The organism is Kitasatospora sp. NPDC041917 (assembly GCF_055589745.1).
Genome location: NZ_JBVJBI010000007.1, coordinates 215,565 through 234,046 on the forward strand (window position 1 = coordinate 215,565; position 18,482 = coordinate 234,046).

Below are 18,482 nucleotides of genomic sequence, written 5' to 3' on the forward strand. Positions count from 1 at the left end.
GGAAGGCTTGTGAGTTGCTTCACAAGCGCGCCCGCGCCGCCGACCCCCGTATTGAGGTATCCATCGTGAACAGCAGCGCCGTCCACCGCCTGCGCCTGGTCTCCGGCCCCGAAGGGGTCTCCTTCATCCTGCTGCTGATCTGCTCGGTGCTGAAGCGGACCACCTCGTTCGACGCCGTCCCGGTGATGGGCATGGTCCACGGCGTCCTGTTCATCCTCTACGCGGTCTTCTGGATCCAGGCCTGGCAGGCGCAGAAGTGGGACGCCAAGCGCGGCGTCCTGATGTTCGTGCTCGCGGTGCTGCCCACCGGCGGCTTCTTCGCCGAGCGGATGCTCGCCCGCGAGGAGCGGGGCGAGCCGAAGCCCGCCACCGCCTGAGCCCCGGCGTCATCGTGGACGGTCGACAGGCTGCCGCGGCCTCCTCTCCCAAAGGGCCGCGGCAGCCTGTCGCCGTTTCTTACCGGGGGTGGCTCGGGCCGGTCCTGCCGGCGGTTCGCGCCGGGGCCGGTCGGGGCGTGTCGGGCCCGCCCTAGTTGACGTTCACCGCGCTCCAGGCCGCGGCGACCGTGTTGTACTCGGTGCTGCTCGCGCCGTACAGGTCGGTGGCGGCCTTCAGGGTCGCGGTGCGGGCGGCCTTGTAGTTGGTGGTGGAGGTCATGTAGACGGTCAGGGCGCGGTACCAGATCGCGGCCGCCTTGGTCCGGCCGATGCCGGTGACCGTCGAGCCGTTGGAGGTCGGGCTGTTGTAGCTGACCCCGTTGATGACCTTCGACCCGCTGCCCTCGGCGAGCAGGAAGAAGAAGTGGTTGGCGACGCCGGAGGAGTAGTGGACGTCCTTGTTGCCGACGGTGGAGGACCAGTTGTCGGCCGAGGCGCCGTCCTTGGACGGCTTGTCCATGTAGCGCAGCGGGGTGCCGTTGCCGTTGATGTTGAGCTTCTCGCCGATGAGGTAGTCCGGCGGGTCGGCCGGGAGGTTGGCGGACCACTCGACCATGGTGCCGAAGATGTCCGAGGTGGCCTCGTTGAGGCCGCCGGACTCGCCGGAGTAGATCAGGCCGGCGGTGGCGGAGGTGACGCCGTGGCTCATCTCGTGGCCGGAGACGTCGATGGCGGTCAGCGGGTGGGTGTTGCTCGCGCCGTCGCCGTACGTCATGCAGAAGCAGGAGTCGTCCCAGAACGCGTTGACGTAGTTGGTGCTGTAGTGGACGCGGCTCGCGGCGCCGACGCCGTTGTTCTTGATGCCGTTGCGGCCGAAGGTGTTCTTGTAGTAGTCCCAGGTCGCCGCGGCGCCGTACTGGGCGTCGACCGCGGCGGACTCGCGGTTGGAGGGCGTGCCGTTGCCGAAGCTGTTGGTGGTGTTGCTGAAGAGCGTTCCGCTGCCCGAGGTGCCGCCCTTCAGGTCGGTGGTGGACTGGTTGCCCCGGGAGGCGTCCTTGAGCTGGTAGCTCGAACCGCTCTGGGTGGTGGTCAGCGTGACGGTGCCGACGTTGACGCCCTTGCCGGTGCCGGTGGCGGTCTGCACCTTCTCGTCGCTGGCGAGCACCTGGCCGGTGGCGGCGTCGGTGATCACTTCCTGGCGGCTCGGGGTGCCGTCCGAGCGCTGGCCCGAGACCACCGTGCGGTGGGCCAGTCGCGGGGTGCCGTCGGCGGCCCAGACGACCAGCTCGGGAGCGCCGGCGCCGTCGACCCGGCTGAGCGCCGCCTCGTCGGCGTCGGCGGTGATGCCGACGGTCGCCCGCACCGCGGCGGTGGCCGCCTCGGCGGCCTGCGGCGCGGCGAGGCCCGGGGTGAGGCTGGGCACCGACAGCCGGCCGGCGAAGGCCTGGTCGACGGACTTCACCGAGCCGTCGGCCTTCTGGTGGACGACCAGGTCGCCGCCGATGACCGGCAGGCCCGCGTAGGTCCGGTCGTACCGCAGGTGGCGGGTGCCGTCCTTGTCCACCACGACGTCCTTGGGCACCAGCTTCTCCTGGCCGCCGAGGGCGAGGGCCTGGGCGACCGGGGCGCTCTGCCCGGAGGCCAGCGCCAGCAGCGCGGACTGCTGCTGGGCCGGCGAGGGGGCGGCGGCCTGGGCGGGGGCGGCGGCGATCTGGATGACGCCGGCCAGCAGGGCGGTGGCGGAGAGTACGGCTCCGACAGTCAGCTTTCGCTTCACGTGCGGGGGTTCCTTCCACGAGACCCGCGGGTGCGTGCGGGTGCGCCGCGTACCGGGGCGCCGGGGTTGGCGCCTTGGGGCGGTAGGGCGCGGACGTGCCGGTCCCGTGCGGTTCCTGACGCTCCGCCGGGTGTGGGTGGGGGCGGCGGAGGGTCGGACGGGACTTGGTCAGAAGCATGACAATCGTTGGCAGGGATGGACAGGGTGCCTCCGGGGATTGGCCAGGAACCGCCAATCCCGGTACGGATGGTTCGGTTGCCGCCCGCTGCCCGGTTTCGGCGGTTCGTCCCCCTGGCGGGACTCCGCCAGCCGCCCGGCCTTGACAGCCCTCCGCAACGGCCGGACGCCCGGGCCCTCCCGATGGAGGTCCCGGGCGTCCGGTGCGCCTGTGCGGTGCGTCAGTTGACGTTGACGGCGCTCCAGGTGGCGGCGACGGCGCTGTACTCGGCGCTGCTCGCGCCGTACAGGTCGGCGGCGGCCTTGAGGGTGCCGGTGCGGGCGCCCGCGTAGTTGGTGGTGGAGGTGAAGTAGGTGGTCAGCGCGCGGTACCAGATCTGCGCGGCCTTGTCCCGGCCGATGCCGGCGAGGGTCGAGCCGTTGGAGGTCGGGCTGTTGTAGCTGACGCCGTTGATCGTCTTGGCGCCACTGCCCTCGGACAGCAGGTAGAAGAAGTGGTTGGCGACGCCGGAGGAGTAGTGGACGTCCTTGTTGCCGACGGTGGAGGACCAGTAGTCGGCCGAGGCGCCGTCCTTGGACGGCTTGTCCATGTAGCGCAGCGGGGTGCCGTCGCCGTTGATGTTGATCAGCTCGCCGATGAGGTAGTCCGGGTTGTCGGCGGGCAGGTTGGCGTAGAACTCGACCATGGTGCCGAAGATGTCCGAGGTGGCCTCGTTGAGGCCGCCGGACTCGCCCGAGTAGTTGAGGTTGGCGGTGGCGGAGGTGACGCCGTGGCTCATCTCGTGGCCGGCCACGTCCAGCTCGGTCAGCGGGTGGGTGTTGCTCGTGCCGTCGCCGTAGGTCATGCAGAAGCAGGAGTCGTCCCAGAACGCGTTGACGTAGTTGGAGCCGTAGTGGACCCGGCTCGCGGCGCCGACGCCGTTGTTCTTGATGCCGTTGCGGCCGAAGGTGTTCTTGTAGAAGTCCCAGGTCGCCGCGGCGCCGTACTGGGCGTCCACCGCGGCGGACTCCGCGTTGGAGGCCAGGCCGTTGCCGAAGCTGTTGGTGGTCTTGGCGACCAGGGTGCCGGAGCCGGAGGTCTTGCCCTTCAGGGTGTAGGTGGCCTGCCCGCCGCGGCTCGCGTCCTTGAGCTGGTAGCTCGAACCGCTCTGGGTGGTGGTCAGCGGGACGGTGCCGACGAAGACGCCCTTGCCGGTGCCGGAGGCGGTCCGGACCTGCTCGTGGGTGGAGAGCACCTGGCCGCTCGCCGCGTCGGTGACCAGCAGCTGGCGGCTCGGGGTGCCGTCGGCGCGCAGGCCCTCGACCGTGGTGCGGTACGCCAGGCGCGGGCTGCCGTCGGCGGCCCAGACGACCAGTTCGGCCTTGCCGGCCTGGTGGACCTCGGTCAGCGGGGACTCGTCCTCGTCGGCGGCGATGCCCACGGTGGACTGCACGGCGCCGGTCGCCTGGGCGGCGGCCTGGTCGGCGGGGATCTGCGGGGTGAGGCTCGGCAGCGCGAGGGTCGCGCCGGTCGCCTTGTCCACGGAGGTGGTCGAGCCGTCGGCCTTCTGGTGCACCACCAGGTCCCCGCCCAGGACCGGGAGGCCGGCCAGGGTGCGCTCGTAGCGCAGGTGGCGGGTGCCGTCGGCGTCCACCACGGCGTCCTTGGCCACCAGTTGCTCCTGGCCGCCCAGGGCCAGGGCGTGCGCCACCTTGCCGGCCTGGCCGTTCGCCAGGGCGATCAGGTCGGCACGCTGCTGCGCGCCCTGGGACTGCGGGGCGGGGTCCGCGACGGCCACGGCGCTCACCTGGACGACGCCGGTGAGCAGGGCGGTGGCGGAGAGTACGGCGACTGCGGCGAGCTTTCGCTTCACGAACGAGTCCTTCCGGGAAACCGCGAGCGGACGCGGTCGCGCGGCGTTCCGGGGGCCGGGGGCCGGCACCTGAGGGGCGGAACGAGCGCTGACGTGCAGGTCCCCGTGCGGTCGGAGCGGCTGTGCCACCAGTGGGTGGGGGTGGTGGCTACCGAACGGGTTGGCCGAAAGCATGACAATCGAGCAAATCAAATGACAGGTCTTGCTCATGAATTGGCCAAGTCCCGCCACGGCGGAGGAATGTGAACGGGTGGACAAAAGGGAGGAATCACCCGGCCTTGCGGCGGGTTGCTGTCCGAACCGAGGCCTGGTGGCAGGGCACCGGGCCGATCGGGGGTCAACCCCGTTGCGCCGGGGGCCCGTTGTCGCGCGTTCACATCGGCGCAATGTCCTGGTATGGACCTGGCCGTCCGATTGGCGGGTTCCCGCCACGTGTTGCGCTTGTCCACCATCAGGACGCCTGGTAACACGCGCCGCGTCCGCCGGTACGGTAAGGAGGTGGCCAAGCCCCTCGCTCTCGACTTCGACCCGATCGCCCGCGCCGACGAGCTGTGGACCCGCCGCTGGGGCGCGGTCCCCTCGATGGCGGCGATCACCTCGGTCATGCGCGCCCACCAGATCCTGCTCTCCCGGGTGGACGCGGTGCTCAAGCCGTACGGGCTGACCTTCGCCCGCTACGAGGCCCTGGTGCTGCTGACCTTCAGCCGGACCGGCGAGCTCTCGCTCTCCAAGATCGGCGAGCGGCTCATGGTCCACCCGACCAGCGTCACCAACACCGTCGACCGCCTGGAGCGGGCCGGTCTGGTCGCCCGCCGGCCCAACCCGCTGGACGGCCGCGGCGTGCTGGCCACGATCACCGAACGCGGCCGCGAGGTGGTCGAGGAGGCGACCGGGCGGCTGATGGCGATGGAGTTCGGGCTGGAGGAGTACGGCGAGGAGCAGTGCCGCAAGGTCTTCGATCTGCTCAGGCCGCTGAGGGTGGCCGCCGGCGACTTCACCGACCCGGGCGAGGGGGCTGCGAAGGGGACGGCGTGAGGGCGGCTACCCTCGTTGGAGCGGTGCGCGGATCCGGGCGTACCGGCCGATGCTGCCGAGCGACGCGAGGAAGATCATGAAGGCGACCCCCCTGCTGGGCTGGTACCGGGCCCTGGCCGTTGCGACCGGTGTGGCGCTGCTGGTGTTCTGCGGCTTCATGGTCGCGAAGTACGGCTTCGGCGCGGCCGAGGACGTGACCACGTACGTCGCGATGCTGCACGGCTACCTCTACATCGGGTACTTCGTGGTGACCTTCCTGCTCGGGCAGAAGCTGAAGTGGCCGATGGGCCGGCTGGTGCTGACCCTGGCGGCGGGCTGCATCCCCTTCCTCTCCTTCGTCTTCGAGCGCAAGGTGGCCCGCGAGGCCGCCGAGAAGCTCCCGGCGGGCGGCGCCGCCCGCCAGCCGGCCGGGGTCTGAGCCCCGCCGCCCGCGCCGTCGAGAGCGCCCCTCCCCGATCAAGGGGGAGGGGCGCTCCCGGCGTTTCGTGGGCCCTTCGGAGTGGATTCCCGGCCGTGCCGGCGGTCGTCCATCGACAAGTACTAGGACGTCCGAGTAAATTGTTAGGACGTCCTACTAGCTGTGCCGCCCGTCGCCGTGGCGGCCGTACGGAGCGGAGTTCGGGGTCATGGACGCCGAGGAGATCGAGCGCGGCCGGCAGCGCTGGCAGCAGCGGTACGACAAGGCCCGCAAGCGGGACGCGGACTTCACCACCCTCTCCGGTGACGAGGTCGAGCCGGTCTACGGCCCGCCCGCCGGGCAGGCCCACGAGGGTTTCGAGCGGATCGGCTGGCCGGGCGAGTACCCGTACACCCGCGGCCTGCACCCGACCGGCTACCGGGGCCGCACCTGGACCATCCGCCAGTTCGCCGGCTTCGGCAACGCCCAGCAGACCAACGAGCGCTACCGGATGATCCTGGACGCCGGCGGCGGCGGCCTCTCGGTCGCCTTCGACATGCCCACCCTGATGGGCTACGACTCGGACGACCCGAAGTCGCTCGGCGAGGTCGGCCACTGCGGAGTGGCCATCGATTCGGCCGCCGACATGGAGGTGCTGTTCGCCGGCATCCCGCTCGGCGAGGTCACCACCTCGATGACGATCAGCGGCCCGGCCGTGCCGGTCTTCTGCATGTACCTGGTCGCCGCCGAGCGCCAGGGCGTGGACCCGGCGGTGCTCAACGGCACCCTCCAGACGGACATCTTCAAGGAGTACATCGCGCAGAAGGAGTGGCTCTTCGCCCCCGAGCCGCACCTGCGCCTGATCGGCGACCTGATGGCCTACTGCGCCGAGGGCATCCCCGCGTACAAGCCGCTGTCGGTCTCCGGCTACCACATCCGCGAGGCCGGGGCGACGGCCGCGCAGGAGCTGGCGTACACCCTCGCGGACGGCTTCGGCTACGTCGAGCTGGGCCTGTCCCGCGGCCTGGACGTGGACGTCTTCGCGCCCGGCCTGTCCTTCTTCTTCGACGCGCACCTGGACTTCTTCGAGGAGATCGCCAAGTTCCGCGCCGCGCGCCGGATCTGGGCCCGCTGGATGCGCGAGCGCTTCGGCGCCAAGACCGACAAGGCGCAGTGGCTGCGCTTCCACACCCAGACCGCCGGCGTCTCGCTGACCGCGCAGCAGCCGTACAACAACGTGGTCCGCACCGCCGTGGAGGCACTGGCCGCGGTGCTCGGCGGCACCAACTCGCTGCACACCAACGCCCTGGACGAGACCCTGGCGCTGCCCTCCGAGCAGGCCGCCGAGATCGCCCTGCGCACCCAGCAGGTGCTGATGGAGGAGACCGGCGTCGCCAACGTGGCCGACCCGCTGGGCGGTTCCTGGTACGTCGAGGCGCTGACCGACCGGATCGAGCAGCAGGCCGAGGCGATCTTCCAGCGGATCCTCGACAAGGGCCGCGAGGACCACGAGATCGGCCCGATCACCTCCGGCATCCTGCGCGGCATCGAGGAGGGCTGGTTCACCGGGGAGATCGCCGAGGCGGCCTTCCAGTACCAGCAGTCGGTGGAGAAGGGCGACAAGCGCGTGGTCGGCGTCAACTGCCACCCGCGCAGCGTCACCCCCGAGCTGGAGATCCTGCGGGTCAGCCACGAGGTCGAGCGCGAGCAGGTCCGGGCGCTGGGCGAGCGCAAGGCGGCCCGGGACGAGGCGGCCGTCCGCGCCGGGCTGGACGCCATGCTGGCGGCGGCCCGCTCGGGCGAGTCGATGATCCCGCCGATGCTGGACGCGGTGCGCGCCGAGGCGACGCTGGGCGAGATCTGCAACGCGCTGCGGCAGGAGTGGGGGACGTACCAGGAGAACGCGATGTTCTGAGGCCGCGGCCGGAGCGGAGCCGCCGTACGGGACCGGGATCCCGTACGGCGGCTCCGCCGTGCGCTCAGCCGGCGAGCAGCGGTCCGAGCAGCAGGTCGGTGAAGCGGCGGGTCCACTCCGGGGTGATCGGCTCGCCGCTGACCAGGACGCGGTGCTCGACGGTGCCGGCGATGGTGTCGAAGATGATGTCGACCTCCTCGCGGGCCGAGTCGGCGTCGCAGTCCGCTCCGAGTTCTCCGCGTGCCTGGGCGGCCGCCCGGCCCTGGCGGACCAGCCGCTTCTGCGGATCCACGATGGACTCGCGGATCCGGCGTCGCAGCTGGCGGTCGCGGGTCCCCTCGGCGAACAGCGCGAGCAGCGCGGCCTGGGTCTCCGGGCGGGCCAGCAGATCGGCGAACTGGGCCACCACGGCCTCGATGTCGGCCCGCAGGCTGCCGAGGTCGGGCATCACCAGGTCGTCGAAGAGGGTGGCGACGGCGTCCACCACGAGCTCGTTCTTGGACGGCCAGCGGCGGTAGAGGGTGGTCTTGGCGACCCCGGCGCGGCTCGCCACGTGGCCCATGGTCAGTCCGCCCCAGCCGAGTTCGGCCAGCGCCTCGCGGGTGGCGTCGAGGATCGCGCGGTCGGCGGCGGCGCTGCGGGGGCGGCCCTTGGCCCGGGCGGCGCCCGCGGGTTCCGGGGTGGCGGCGGCCCGGTGGGGGGCCGCGCCGGCCGGGGCGGGGCAGGTCCGGGTCGTGGGCCCGGCGCGTTCCACGCTGTCCGGGTTCGCTGGGGGCTGGGCGGCCGGCACCGGGCCTCCTCGCGCTTTACTGGTAAGTAACTTGGGTGGGGTTGGTAACGGTAGCGACTGTTCGCCCGTTCGGGCAGCGGGGCGGCCCGGGAAAGTGGGGCAGGTCACGTCCCCGAACCGCCGGTGGGGCTTGCGGGCGGGGCACCGGCTCCAGTTACGCTACGACTCGTAGCGAAAGCAGTGACAACCAGGCGCCGCGTCCCGTGGGACGGGGGCGGCGCGGGCGCGGGTGGGGATCCGCGCCGAACGGTCCAGGCTACCGGGGGAGCGGCACCGCGCCCGGAATTCCGTGCCGCGCGGTCCGCGCGGGGCGACTTTCCGGAGGATGGTGCCCGCGAGCAGCGCGGACGGGGGAGGATGGTGCCATGCAGCCACGGAATTCGCGTCTCAACAGCTCCGCCCTGCGCGGCGCGGTCGACCTCGCCGCAGTGAAGGCGGCCGGCGAAGCCGCCCAGAAGGCCGAGCAGGCCCGGGCCGAGCGGGCCCGGCAGGCGGCCGCCGCCGATTCGGCCGGAGCCGTCCCCGCCCAGTCCGCCCACCGGCTCGTCATCGACGTCACCGAGGACACCTTCGAGACCGAGGTCGTCCAGCGCTCCACCGAGGTGCCGGTCGTCATCGACTTCTGGGCCGAGTGGTGCGGGCCCTGCAAGCAGCTGAGCCCGATCCTGGAGGACCTGGCCGAGGAGTACGCCGGCCGCTTCGTGCTCGCCAAGATCGACGTGGACGCCAACCAGCTGCTCTCCCAGCAGTTCGGCATCCAGGGCATCCCGGCCGTGATGGCCGTGGTGGCCGGCCAGCTGGTGCCGCTGTTCCAGGGCGCGGAGAGCGCCGCCAACATCCGCAAGATCCTGGACCAGCTGATCCTGGTCGCCGAGCAGCGCTTCGGCGTGGCCGGCGGCGCGGCCGGCCCGGGCGAGGCCGAGGCCGCCGCGCCGCAGCGTCCCGAGGACCCGGCGCTGTCCGCCGCGCACGACGCGCTGGACTCCGGTGACCTGGGCGGCGCCATCCGTGCGTACCAGAACGTGCTGATCGAGCAGCCGGGCAACACCGAGGCCAAGCTGGGCCTGGCCCAGGCCGAGCTGCTGAAGCGGATCGAGGGCCTGGACCTCCAGGCCGTCCGGGCGGCGGCCGCCGCCGACCCGAAGGACGTCGAGGCCCAGCTCAAGGCGGCCGACCTGGACCTGGTCGGCGGTCACGTCGAGGATGCCTTCGGGCGTCTGGTGACCACCGTCGGGCGGACGGCCGGTGAGGACCGGGACGCCGCCCGGCTGCGCCTGCTGGAGCTGTTCGAGGTGATCGGCGCGGAGGACCCGCGGGTCGTCGCGGCCCGTACGGCGCTGGCGCGCGTGCTGTTCTGAGTCCGGATCGGGCCCGCCGTCTGGCACGGCGGATGACCTGCGGTGTCGCGGGGGATTTGGCGACAATCCGGTCAACCGAACAGAGGTTTACCAAATCTTGATTTCACCCGCGGGTGGTCACCATGTGTGACCACCCGCGGGTGTTTCACTGGTGTTTCCGGCGGATTTCGCCATCACGATTCCTTCAAGGCGTCACGCAGGGTGCGGCTCGGGTCGATTTCATGATCAACATCACCTGATGTTGCATTACCCGTCAGTAAGGAACCTCTTGTGCTTCGCCCGGGATTCAAGCACGATCGGCCACGCCCGGTCCCAGACTCCACCTCCGCCGACCCCGGTCGGCCACGCGGAGCGCGGGATCCCCACCGGGTGATCCGCCGGCCCCGGCCGGCGGGAGGGAGGGCAGGGGGGTATCCGCGGTCCCACGGCGGTTCCTGTCCTTCGACCGGCCGCGCGGCCCTGCGCGGTCGCTGGTTGTCGCTCGGGGGTGATCGCCGATGTCGTCGGTCCTGCCCGCCGCCCCGCAAGGTCGGCCGGCGTTCGGACGGGACGCCCGCTGCACGCGGGTCGCTCCCGCGTCCGACGACGCCCAAGGCGCTCTCCGCTACCGAGGACGTAGCTCTCTCCCATCCCAGGCCCCCACCGGTGCGGGACGCACCGCCGGGGAGCCGGAGATGTACGTCCTAGAAGGAGGACTCGCATGTCCCAGACCTACGGCAAGACCCGCTGGAAGCGCTTCGCCCTGGTGATGGTGCCGAGCGTCGCGGCCACCGCGATGGTCGGCATCTCGATCGCCAACAACGCGCTGGCGGCTTCGTTCAGCGTGTCCGGCCAGAGCTTCAAGGTCACCACGCCGGAGCTGCACGGCAAGAACTTCGCCCAGTTCGGCTCGATCGACGCGGAGACGAACGGCACTCCGCACCCGGTCGCCGTCTCGGCCTTCGACGAGGCCACCATCAAGGGCCTCTGCCAGTCGGTGGTGACCGACCCCAACGTCATCCCCCACCTGCCGTGGAAGCTGCCCAAGATCGTCCTGCGGCTGGAGGCCGGCAACAGCGACGACGTCAACAAGCAGGTCTACGCCAAGAACCTGCTGATCGACCTCGACCAGCTGAACGCCGACGCCGAGTTCACCAACATCAACATCGGCCAGGACGCCTCGACCCTCAAGGGCTCGGCCACCCAGGGCTGGCAGTCCAAGCTCGGCGGCCTGCCGTCCGGTCAGACCGGCTTCGCCCAGGCCGCCGAGAAGGCCGACCTGTACAACGTGCAGCAGACCGCCTGGGCCACCTCGGCCGGCACCTTCAAGCTCCAGGGCCTGAAGCTCGCGCTGCACACCGACGGTTCCGGCGAGTGCTACTGAGCCGCTGACGGCGGCGGACCGGGCCCGGTCCGCCCGCCCCGACGGCACCTGCGGGACCGGGGACGGTGTGTGCGCCGTCCCCGGATCCCGTGTCTCGTCCATCCCCTCGTTCACACCATCGAGGAGCTGCACCGTGTCCAGCGCCCTTGCCTCCTACCGGCCCGCCGAGCACGAGAACCCCGCCCAGTGGCTGCGCCGGGTGTTCCGTACGTTCCGCCGGACGCGGCCGTACTACGGCGGTCTGCTGGCCATGATCGCCGGCGTCCCGATCATGTACTTCCCGTACGCCAAGCTCTCGCTGGGCGGCATGACCGTGGCCATGGCCACCACGGCGGGTGCCGGGTCACTGATCATCGGCGTGCTGCTGGTGGTGCTCGGACTGACCGCGTGGTTCCAGCCGGCCGTGCGGGTCTTCGCCGGTATCGCCACCACCCTGCTGACGCTGGTCTCGATCCCGGTCTCCAACCTGGGGGGCTTCGGGCTGGCCCTGCTGCCGGGCCTGATCGGCGGCGGGCTGATGGTCTCCTGGGCCCCGCTGCCGGAGCCCGAGGCCGGAAAGGCCGCCAAGGGCCGGCGCCGGCGCCGGGCCGGGAGCGGCGCCGGGGACGCGGCGGCCGGGAGCGCCGTCGCGCAGAGCGTCGCCACCGAGCCGAACGCCGAGCCGAACGCCGAGACCCGGACCGCCGCCGCGCCCGCCACCGACGGCGCCGTCGCGGTGCCCACCGCCGAACTGCCCGCCCGGGGCGCGCCGCCGGCGACCGCCGCCGCGACCGTCCCCGCGGCCGCCGAAACCGTCGCCGGGAGCACCGTCCCGAAGCAGGCCGACGCCGTGGACCAGGAGGAGGCGCGGTGACCGGGCCGGCCGAGCAAGCCGACAACGGTACGACCGTTCCCGCGCAGCGCTCCGGCCGGCACGCGGCCCCGCGCACGCCCGTACGGGTCCGGCTGAGAGGCCGGGCGCTGGCGATGGCGGCGGTGCCGACCGCGCTGCTGATGGCCGCGGCCTACACGCCCAACCCGGCGGTCGCCGAGTCCGCGGCGGGCAAGCCCTGCGGCACCGCTCCGGCCACCGTGCCGGACGTCGCGCCGATCGAGACGCCGGTGCCCAAGAGCGAGCTGCCGGAGCCGCCGCCGGGCCCGTCCGGCGCGCCGAGCCAGGCCCCGACCACGGCGCCCCCGGCCGGCCCCTCGACCGACCCCGGCTCGGTGCCGACCCAGGTGCCGACCACCGCGCCCGCCCAGCAGCCCACCTCGCCGGTCAAGCCGTCGGCCGCCACCGCCCAGCCGTCCGTCGCCGGTTCCGCCGTCGCCGGTTCCACCGACACCGGCACGGCGGTCCGGACCGGCCTGATCGACGACCTGGTCGGCGGCATCAGCCACCTGCTGAACCCGAACGCCGCGCCGAGCCCGACGCCGGCCACCACACCGGCGGCCACCACGGCGCCGACCGCTCCGACGGGCCCGACCGCACCCGCCCCGAGCACGGGCACCCCGGCCCAGCCCGCCCAGCCGCAGGCCCGGGCCGCCGCCCCGCAGACCGCGCCGCCCGCGACCCGGCCGGCCGACGACGAGCCCTCGCCCACCGCCACGCCCACCGCCGCGCCGAGCGGCAAGGCGACCGGCAGGCCGAAGCCCTCCGCGACGCCGTCCGCGGACGCCTCGGCGACGCCCTCCGCGGGCGCCTCCGGCAGCCCGTCCGCCACGCCCACCGAGAACCCCAACTGCGATGTGGACGCCCGGTCTCTGACGGCCGGCGCGCCCGCCCCCGGGCACGTCGTCCCGGAGCAGAACTGGACCCTGAAGACCAGCCGGCTCGCCCTGCACGGCGCGGCCTTCCACGGCGTCTACGACGTGAAGACCCCGACCGGCAGCAAGCGCGTCCTGAAGTTCGTGGTCGACAGCGTGGACATCGACAACCTCGACATGTCCACCCTGGAGGGCAACGGCGTCACCTTCCACGTCCAGGGCGCCCCGGGGTCCACCTCGACGATGCGCAAGGGCCCGGTCACCATGTACGTGGAGCGGCTGTCCGGCCACCTCTCCAAGGTGCTCGGCCTGCCGATCCTGATCGACCTGGGCGAGATCACCCTCACCCCGGACACCCTGCCGCGCTGGCTGTACGACCTGATCGGCTCCATCCCGATCCCGCTGGACCTGGAGCTGACCGGCGTCACCGCCAAGCAGGCCGGTCAGTTCGGCGGCACCCTGCGGATCCCCGGGATGCGCATGTTCAACGACGACGCCCCCTACAGCGACAAATAGCGGCGGCGACGGGCGGCGCGGGCGACGAGCGGCGTGCGCCGCAAGGCCCGTGGGGCGGCCCTCCGGAAGGAGGACCGCCCCACGGGCGTTCGGGTCGGGCGGGCGGTCACTCGCTCCGGGTGCCGAGGTGGTGCACCTGCACCATGTTGGTGGTGCCGGGGATGCCGACCGGGACACCGGCGGTGACGATGACGGTGTCGCCCTCGCCGAGCCGGCCCAGCTTCAGCAGCTCCCGGTCGACCTGCGCGACCATCGCGTCCGTGGTGGCCACCTGCTCCGTCACGTACGCCTCGACGCCCCAGCTCAGCGAGAGCTGGTTGCGGGTGGCGGTGTCCGGGGTGAAGGCGATCACCGGGATCGGCGAGCGGTAGCGGGACAGCCGGCGGGCGGTGTCACCGGACTTGGTGAAGGCGACCAGCGCCCTGCCGTCCAGGAAGTCGCCCAGCTCGCACGCGGCGCGGGCGACCGAGCCGCCCTGGGTGCGCGGCTTGCGGCCCGGGTTGAGCGGCTGGAGGCCCTGGGAGAGCAGCTCCTCCTCGGCCTTCTCGCAGATCCGGCTCATGGTGCGGACGGTCTCGACCGGGTACTTGCCGACGCTCGACTCGGCGGACAGCATGACCGCGTCGGCGCCGTCCAGGATGGCGTTGGCGACGTCGGAGACCTCGGCGCGGGTCGGGCGCGAGGCGTGGATCATCGACTCCATCATCTGGGTGGCGACGATGACCGGCTTGGCGTTGCGGCGGGCCAGGGTGACCAGCTGCTTCTGGACCAGCGGCACCCGCTCCAGCGGGTACTCCACGGCCAGGTCGCCGCGGGCGACCATGATGGCGTCGAAGGCGAGGACGATCTCCTCCATGGCCTCGACGGCCTGCGGCTTCTCGATCTTGGCGATGACCGGCACCCGGATGCCGACCTCGTCCATGACCTCGTGGACGTCCTTGACGTCGTCCGCGTTGCGGACGAAGGACAGGGCGATCATGTCGACGCCCAGGCGCAGCGCGAAGCGCAGGTCGTCCTTGTCCTTCTCGGACAGGGCGGGCACGTTCACGGCCGCGCCGGGCAGGTTGATGCCCTTGTTGTTCGAGAGCACGCCGCCCTCGACCACCACGGTCCTCACCCGCGGGCCGTCGACGCTGACGACCTCCAGGGCGATGACGCCGTCGTTGATCAGGATCGGGTCGCCGGGCTTCACGTCGCCGGGCAGGCCCTTGTAGGTGGTGCCGCAGATGTGCTGGTCACCGGGGACGTCCTCGGTGGTGATGGTGAACTCGTCGCCGTTGTCGACGGTCACCGGGCCGTTGGCGAAGGTCGCCAGACGGATCTTCGGACCCTGGAGGTCGGCCAGGACGCCGATGGCCTTGCCGGTGTCCTCCGAGACCTGGCGGACCTTGCGGTACCGCTCCTCGTGGTCCGCGTGGTTGCCGTGGCTCATGTTCAGTCGGGCGACGTTCATGCCCGCCTCGACGATGGCCTTCAGCTGTTCGTAGGAGTCCGTCGCCGGACCCAGGGTGCAGACAATTTTCGCTCGGCGCATATGGATCAGTCTATCCGTTCGTGTTATAGGTGCATTCGGCACGCACCGGGAGGAATCGCCGACGAAAAGTTCCGAGGAGTGAGACGGTTCTGTGTCAGTCCTCGGACTCCCGGCGTTCCCGGTGCACCAGGGCGAAGGCCTGTCGGGCGATCTCCAGCTCCTCGTCGGTGGGCACCACGGCGACCGCCACCCGGCCGTACTCGGGCGAGATGATCCGGGCCTCGCCGGACCGCACCGAGTTCAGCTCCGGGTCGACGGCGATGCCCAGTTCCTCCAGTCCCGCGGTGGCCGCCGCGCGCACCGGCGCCGCGTTCTCCCCGACGCCGGCGGTGAACGCGATCGCGTCCACCCGGCCGAGCACCGCGTAGTAGCCGCCGATGTACTTGCGCAGCCGGTGGACGTACGAGTCGAAGGCCAGCCTCGCGTCCGCGTCCCCCTCGTCGGCCCGGCGCATGATCTCGCGCATGTCGTTCTCGCCGCACAGCCCGCGCAGGCCGCTGCGGCGGTTCAGCAGGTCGTCGATCTCGTCCACGGAGAGGCCGCCGACCCGGTGCAGGTGGAACACCACGCCGGCGTCGATGTCGCCCGAGCGGGTGCCCATGACCAGGCCCTCCAGCGGGGTCAGGCCCATCGAGGTGTCCACGCAGCGGCCGCCGGCGACAGCCGAGGCGGAGGCGCCGTTGCCCAGGTGCAGCACGATCACGTTGACCTCGGCCGGATCCTTGCCGAGCAGCCGCGCGGTGGCCCGCGAGACGTACTGGTGCGAGGTGCCGTGGAAGCCGTAGCGGCGCACCCGGTGCCGGTCGGCGACGGCCTTGTCGATGGCGTACCGGGCCGAGTACTCGGGCATCGAGGCGTGGAAGGCGGTGTCGAAGACGGCCACCTGGGGGAGGTCGGGGCGCAGCGCGCGGGCCACCTCGATGCCGGTGATGTTGGCCGGGTTGTGCAGCGGGGCGACCGGGATCAGCCGGCGGATCTCCCGGAGCACGTCGTCGGTGATCACGGTCGGCTCGGTGAACCGCAGGCCGCCGTGCACCACCCGGTGGCCGATCGCGGCCAGCTCGGGGGAGTCCAGCCCGAGGCCGTCGGCGGACAGTTCCTCGGCGACGGCCTTGAGCGCGCCGGCGTGGTCCGGGAAGACCTGGACGGTCTCGCGCGCCTCGCCGCCGCGCGGGGTGTGCACCAGCCGCCCGCCGGTCTCACCGATCCGCTCGACCAGCCCGGCGGCCAGCTTGGCCCCGTCCAGCATGTCGATCAGCTGGTACTTCACCGACGAGGAGCCGGCGTTCAGCACGAGAACGCGGGTGCCTCCACTCATGCGACGGGCTCCTTGCTGTCCGATGTGCGGTCCTGGGACTGGATGGCGGTGATCGCGACGGTGTTGACGATGTCCTGCACCAGCGCCCCGCGGGAGAGGTCGTTGACGGGCTTGCGCAGCCCCTGGAGCACCGGCCCGACCGCGACCGCGCCGGCCGAACGCTGGACCGCCTTGTAGGTGTTGTTGCCCGTGTTGAGGTCCGGGAAGATCAGTACGGTGGCCCGCCCGGCGACCGGGGAGCCCGGCAGCTTGGTGGCCGCGACGTGGGCGTCCACCGCCGCGTCGTACTGGATCGGGCCCTCGACCAGGATGTCCGGCCGCAGCTCGCGGACCAGCTCGGTGGCCTTGCGGACCTTGTCGACGTCGGCGCCGGAGCCGGAGGTGCCGGTCGAGTACGAGAGCATCGCGACCCGCGGCTCCACCCCGAACTGGGCGGCGGTGGCGGCCGATTGGATGGCGATGTCGGCCAGCTGCTGGGCGTCCGGGTCCGGGTTGACGGCGCAGTCGCCGTACACCAGCACCCGGTCGGCCAGGCACATGAAGAAGACCGAGGAGACGATCGAGGCGCCCGGCGAGGTCTTGATCACCTCGAAGGCGGGCCGGATGGTGGCGGCGGTGGAGTGCGCCGCGCCGGAGACCATGCCGTCCGCGATGCCCTCCTGGACCATCAGGGTGCCGAAGTACGAGACGTCGGTGACCACGTCCAGCGCCAGCTCGACGGTCATCCCCTTGTGGGCGCGCAGCTTCGCGTACAGCTCGGCGAACTGGCGGCGCAGCGGGCTGGTGGCCGGGTCGACGATCCGCACCTGGGCCCGGTCGGCGGCCGGGTTCCCCCCGGCCTGGTGGCCGGGAGCGGTGCCCGCGTCCGGGAGGGCGATGCTCAGGGCCGAGGCCTTGCGGCGGACGGCGTCCACCTCGCCGAGCAGGGTGAGGTCGCAGATGTTGCGGCGCAGCAGGATCTCGGCGGCGCGCAGCACCCGCTCCTCGGTGCCCTCGGGCAGGACGACGTGCCGGCGGGCGCCCCGGGCGCGCTCCAGCAGCTCGTGCTCGAACATCATCGGGGTGACCCGGTCGGACCGGCCGACCTCGATCAGGTTGGTCAACTCGGCGGTGTCGACGTGCAGTTCGAAGAGGCCGAGGGCGATCTCGGCCTTCCGGGGGCTGGCCGGGGTGAGCTTGCCCTCCAGGTGGGTCAGATGGGCGGCGGTGGGCCAGCTGCCCTCGGGGACGACGGCGACCGGGGTGCCGGGGGCGAGCCGGGCGGCCAGTGCCATCACGTTGGGGCCGGGGTGCTGGCCGAGCGTCAGCAGCACGCCGGCGATCGGCGGGGCGCCGGCGGCGTGCGCGGCCAGCGAGCCGATCACCAGGTCGGCGCGGTCCCCGGGGGTGACCACCAGCGCGCCTTCGGTCAGCGCGTCCAGGAAGGTCGGCAGCATGGCGCCGCCGAAGACGTAGCCGCGCACGTCCCGGGCGAGGCCGGCGGCGTCCCCGATCAGGACCTCGGCGCCGGTCGCCTCGACCAGCTGGGCGACGGTGGGCGCGGCCAGGGCCGGCTCCTCCGGGATGACGTAGGCGGGGATCGGCAGCTTCTCGGTGAGGGTGTGCCGGATCCGCTGCTCGGCGCCGGGGGAGACCCGGTTGGCGATCATCGCGAGGGTCTGGCAGCCGAGGTCGGTGTACGCCCGGTGGGCGTTGCGGACCTCGGCGATGACCGTCCCGGCGTCCGCGTCGTGCCCGCCGACCACGGGCAGTACGGCGGCGCCGAACTCGTTGGCCAGGCGGGCGTTGAAGGCCAGTTCGTCCGGGATGCTGGTGTCGGAGAAGTCGGTGCCGAGCACCAGCACGGCCTGGCAGCGCCGCTCCAGCGCGTGGAAGCGGTCGACCAGGACGGAGACCAGCTCGTCCTGCCCCATGGCGGCCTGGAGCGCGGCGGCCTCCTCGTAGGTGAGGCCGTACAGCTCGGTGCTCGGCAGGTCGAGCCGGTAGCGGCCGTGCAGCAGCTCGACCACGTGGTCGGAGCCCGGCCGCCCGGGCGCGGCGGCGTGCACCAGTGGGCGGAACACCCCGACCCGGTCCACCTGGCGGGTGAGCAGTTCCATGACCCCGAGTTCGACCGCCTGGCGGCCGTCCCCCCGGTCGATACCGGTCACGTACACGCTGCGCGCCACGTGGGTGTCTCCGTCCCGTCGTCTCGGAAAGTGGTCATATCGACCATACCTTCGCACCCCGAACGGCCGTCCGCGAGCAGAACGGCGGGGTTCGGGCAAGGGGCGGAGGTCCCTCCCGGGTGCCCGCCCGGTGGGGCGGGCACCCGGGGCCTCGTCGT

The 18,482-nt window shown here is 72.2% G+C and carries 14 protein-coding genes; 8 read left to right on the forward strand and 6 right to left on the reverse strand.

The annotated features are described in order from the left end of the window. The first annotated feature begins 65 nt into the window (after window positions 1–65). Window positions 66–377: a DUF3817 domain-containing protein gene (locus ACZ6EM_RS11375; RefSeq protein WP_380348672.1), complete on the forward strand. Its 312-nt coding sequence runs from the start codon at window positions 66–68 to the stop codon at window positions 375–377. 151 nt (window positions 378–528) lie between these two features. On the opposite strand, the gene ACZ6EM_RS11380 is transcribed toward ACZ6EM_RS11375, so the two are convergent. Together ACZ6EM_RS11380 and ACZ6EM_RS11385 are read right to left on the reverse strand one after the other, a co-directional pair. Then, on the reverse strand, window positions 529–2,154 hold the full coding sequence (locus ACZ6EM_RS11380; RefSeq protein ID WP_465772273.1) for a M4 family metallopeptidase: 1,626 nt from the start codon (window positions 2,152–2,154) through the stop codon (window positions 529–531). A gap of 398 nt (window positions 2,155–2,552) precedes the next feature. Continuing rightward, window positions 2,553–4,184: a M4 family metallopeptidase gene (locus ACZ6EM_RS11385; RefSeq protein ID WP_401045016.1), complete on the reverse strand. Its 1,632-nt coding sequence runs from the start codon at window positions 4,182–4,184 to the stop codon at window positions 2,553–2,555. A gap of 498 nt (window positions 4,185–4,682) precedes the next feature. Between ACZ6EM_RS11385 and ACZ6EM_RS11390 the strand changes: the two genes are divergently transcribed. From ACZ6EM_RS11390 to ACZ6EM_RS11400, 3 genes are all read left to right on the forward strand, one after another. Next, window positions 4,683–5,219, forward strand: coding sequence for a MarR family winged helix-turn-helix transcriptional regulator (locus ACZ6EM_RS11390; RefSeq protein ID WP_401045014.1), 537 nt, complete (start codon window positions 4,683–4,685; stop codon window positions 5,217–5,219). Between the two features lie 76 nt (window positions 5,220–5,295). After that, window positions 5,296–5,637 carry a DUF3817 domain-containing protein gene (locus tag ACZ6EM_RS11395; RefSeq protein WP_359899903.1) on the forward strand — a complete coding sequence of 114 codons (342 nt, stop codon included), beginning with the start codon at window positions 5,296–5,298 and terminating at the stop codon, window positions 5,635–5,637. 208 nt (window positions 5,638–5,845) lie between these two features. Next, window positions 5,846–7,531, forward strand: coding sequence for an acyl-CoA mutase large subunit family protein (locus ACZ6EM_RS11400; protein ID WP_401055126.1), 1,686 nt, complete (start codon window positions 5,846–5,848; stop codon window positions 7,529–7,531). 64 nt (window positions 7,532–7,595) lie between these two features. On the opposite strand, the gene ACZ6EM_RS11405 is transcribed toward ACZ6EM_RS11400, so the two are convergent. After that, complete coding sequence (locus ACZ6EM_RS11405; RefSeq protein ID WP_359900018.1) at window positions 7,596–8,147, reverse strand: TetR/AcrR family transcriptional regulator; 552 nt, start codon at window positions 8,145–8,147, stop codon at window positions 7,596–7,598. Window positions 8,148–8,686: 539 nt separating this feature from the next. Here ACZ6EM_RS11405 and ACZ6EM_RS11410 point away from each other — a divergent pair. The 4 genes from ACZ6EM_RS11410 (at window position 8,687) to ACZ6EM_RS11425 (ending at window position 13,304) form a co-directional block, all read left to right on the forward strand. Then, window positions 8,687–9,679: a tetratricopeptide repeat protein gene (locus ACZ6EM_RS11410; RefSeq protein WP_452177016.1), complete on the forward strand. Its 993-nt coding sequence runs from the start codon at window positions 8,687–8,689 to the stop codon at window positions 9,677–9,679. A gap of 700 nt (window positions 9,680–10,379) precedes the next feature. Continuing rightward, entirely contained in the window at window positions 10,380–11,042 is a 663-nt protein-coding gene (locus tag ACZ6EM_RS11415) for a DUF6230 family protein (protein WP_359899897.1), read from the forward strand. Window positions 11,043–11,175: 133 nt separating this feature from the next. Further along, window positions 11,176–11,895 carry a DUF6114 domain-containing protein gene (locus ACZ6EM_RS11420; protein WP_465772274.1) on the forward strand — a complete coding sequence of 240 codons (720 nt, stop codon included), beginning with the start codon at window positions 11,176–11,178 and terminating at the stop codon, window positions 11,893–11,895. After that, on the forward strand, window positions 11,892–13,304 hold the full coding sequence (locus ACZ6EM_RS11425; protein ID WP_465772275.1) for a hypothetical protein: 1,413 nt from the start codon (window positions 11,892–11,894) through the stop codon (window positions 13,302–13,304). The genes ACZ6EM_RS11420 and ACZ6EM_RS11425 overlap by 4 nt, the downstream gene beginning before the upstream one ends. Before the next feature lie 106 nt (window positions 13,305–13,410). On the opposite strand, the gene pyk is transcribed toward ACZ6EM_RS11425, so the two are convergent. The 3 genes from pyk to pta form a co-directional block, all read right to left on the reverse strand. After that, the gene (gene pyk / locus ACZ6EM_RS11430; protein WP_359899892.1) at window positions 13,411–14,838 is read right to left on the reverse strand and encodes a pyruvate kinase; all 1,428 of its coding nucleotides are present in this window, start codon (window positions 14,836–14,838) and stop codon (window positions 13,411–13,413) included. A 94-nt stretch (window positions 14,839–14,932) separates the two neighbouring features. Continuing rightward, on the reverse strand, window positions 14,933–16,156 hold the full coding sequence (locus tag ACZ6EM_RS11435; protein ID WP_401048815.1) for an acetate kinase: 1,224 nt from the start codon (window positions 16,154–16,156) through the stop codon (window positions 14,933–14,935). After that, a complete protein-coding gene (gene pta, locus ACZ6EM_RS11440; protein WP_465772276.1) occupies window positions 16,153–18,324 on the reverse strand; it encodes a phosphate acetyltransferase in 2,172 nt (723 codons plus the stop codon). The genes ACZ6EM_RS11435 and pta overlap by 4 nt, the downstream gene beginning before the upstream one ends. Window positions 18,325–18,482 lie beyond the last annotated feature (158 nt).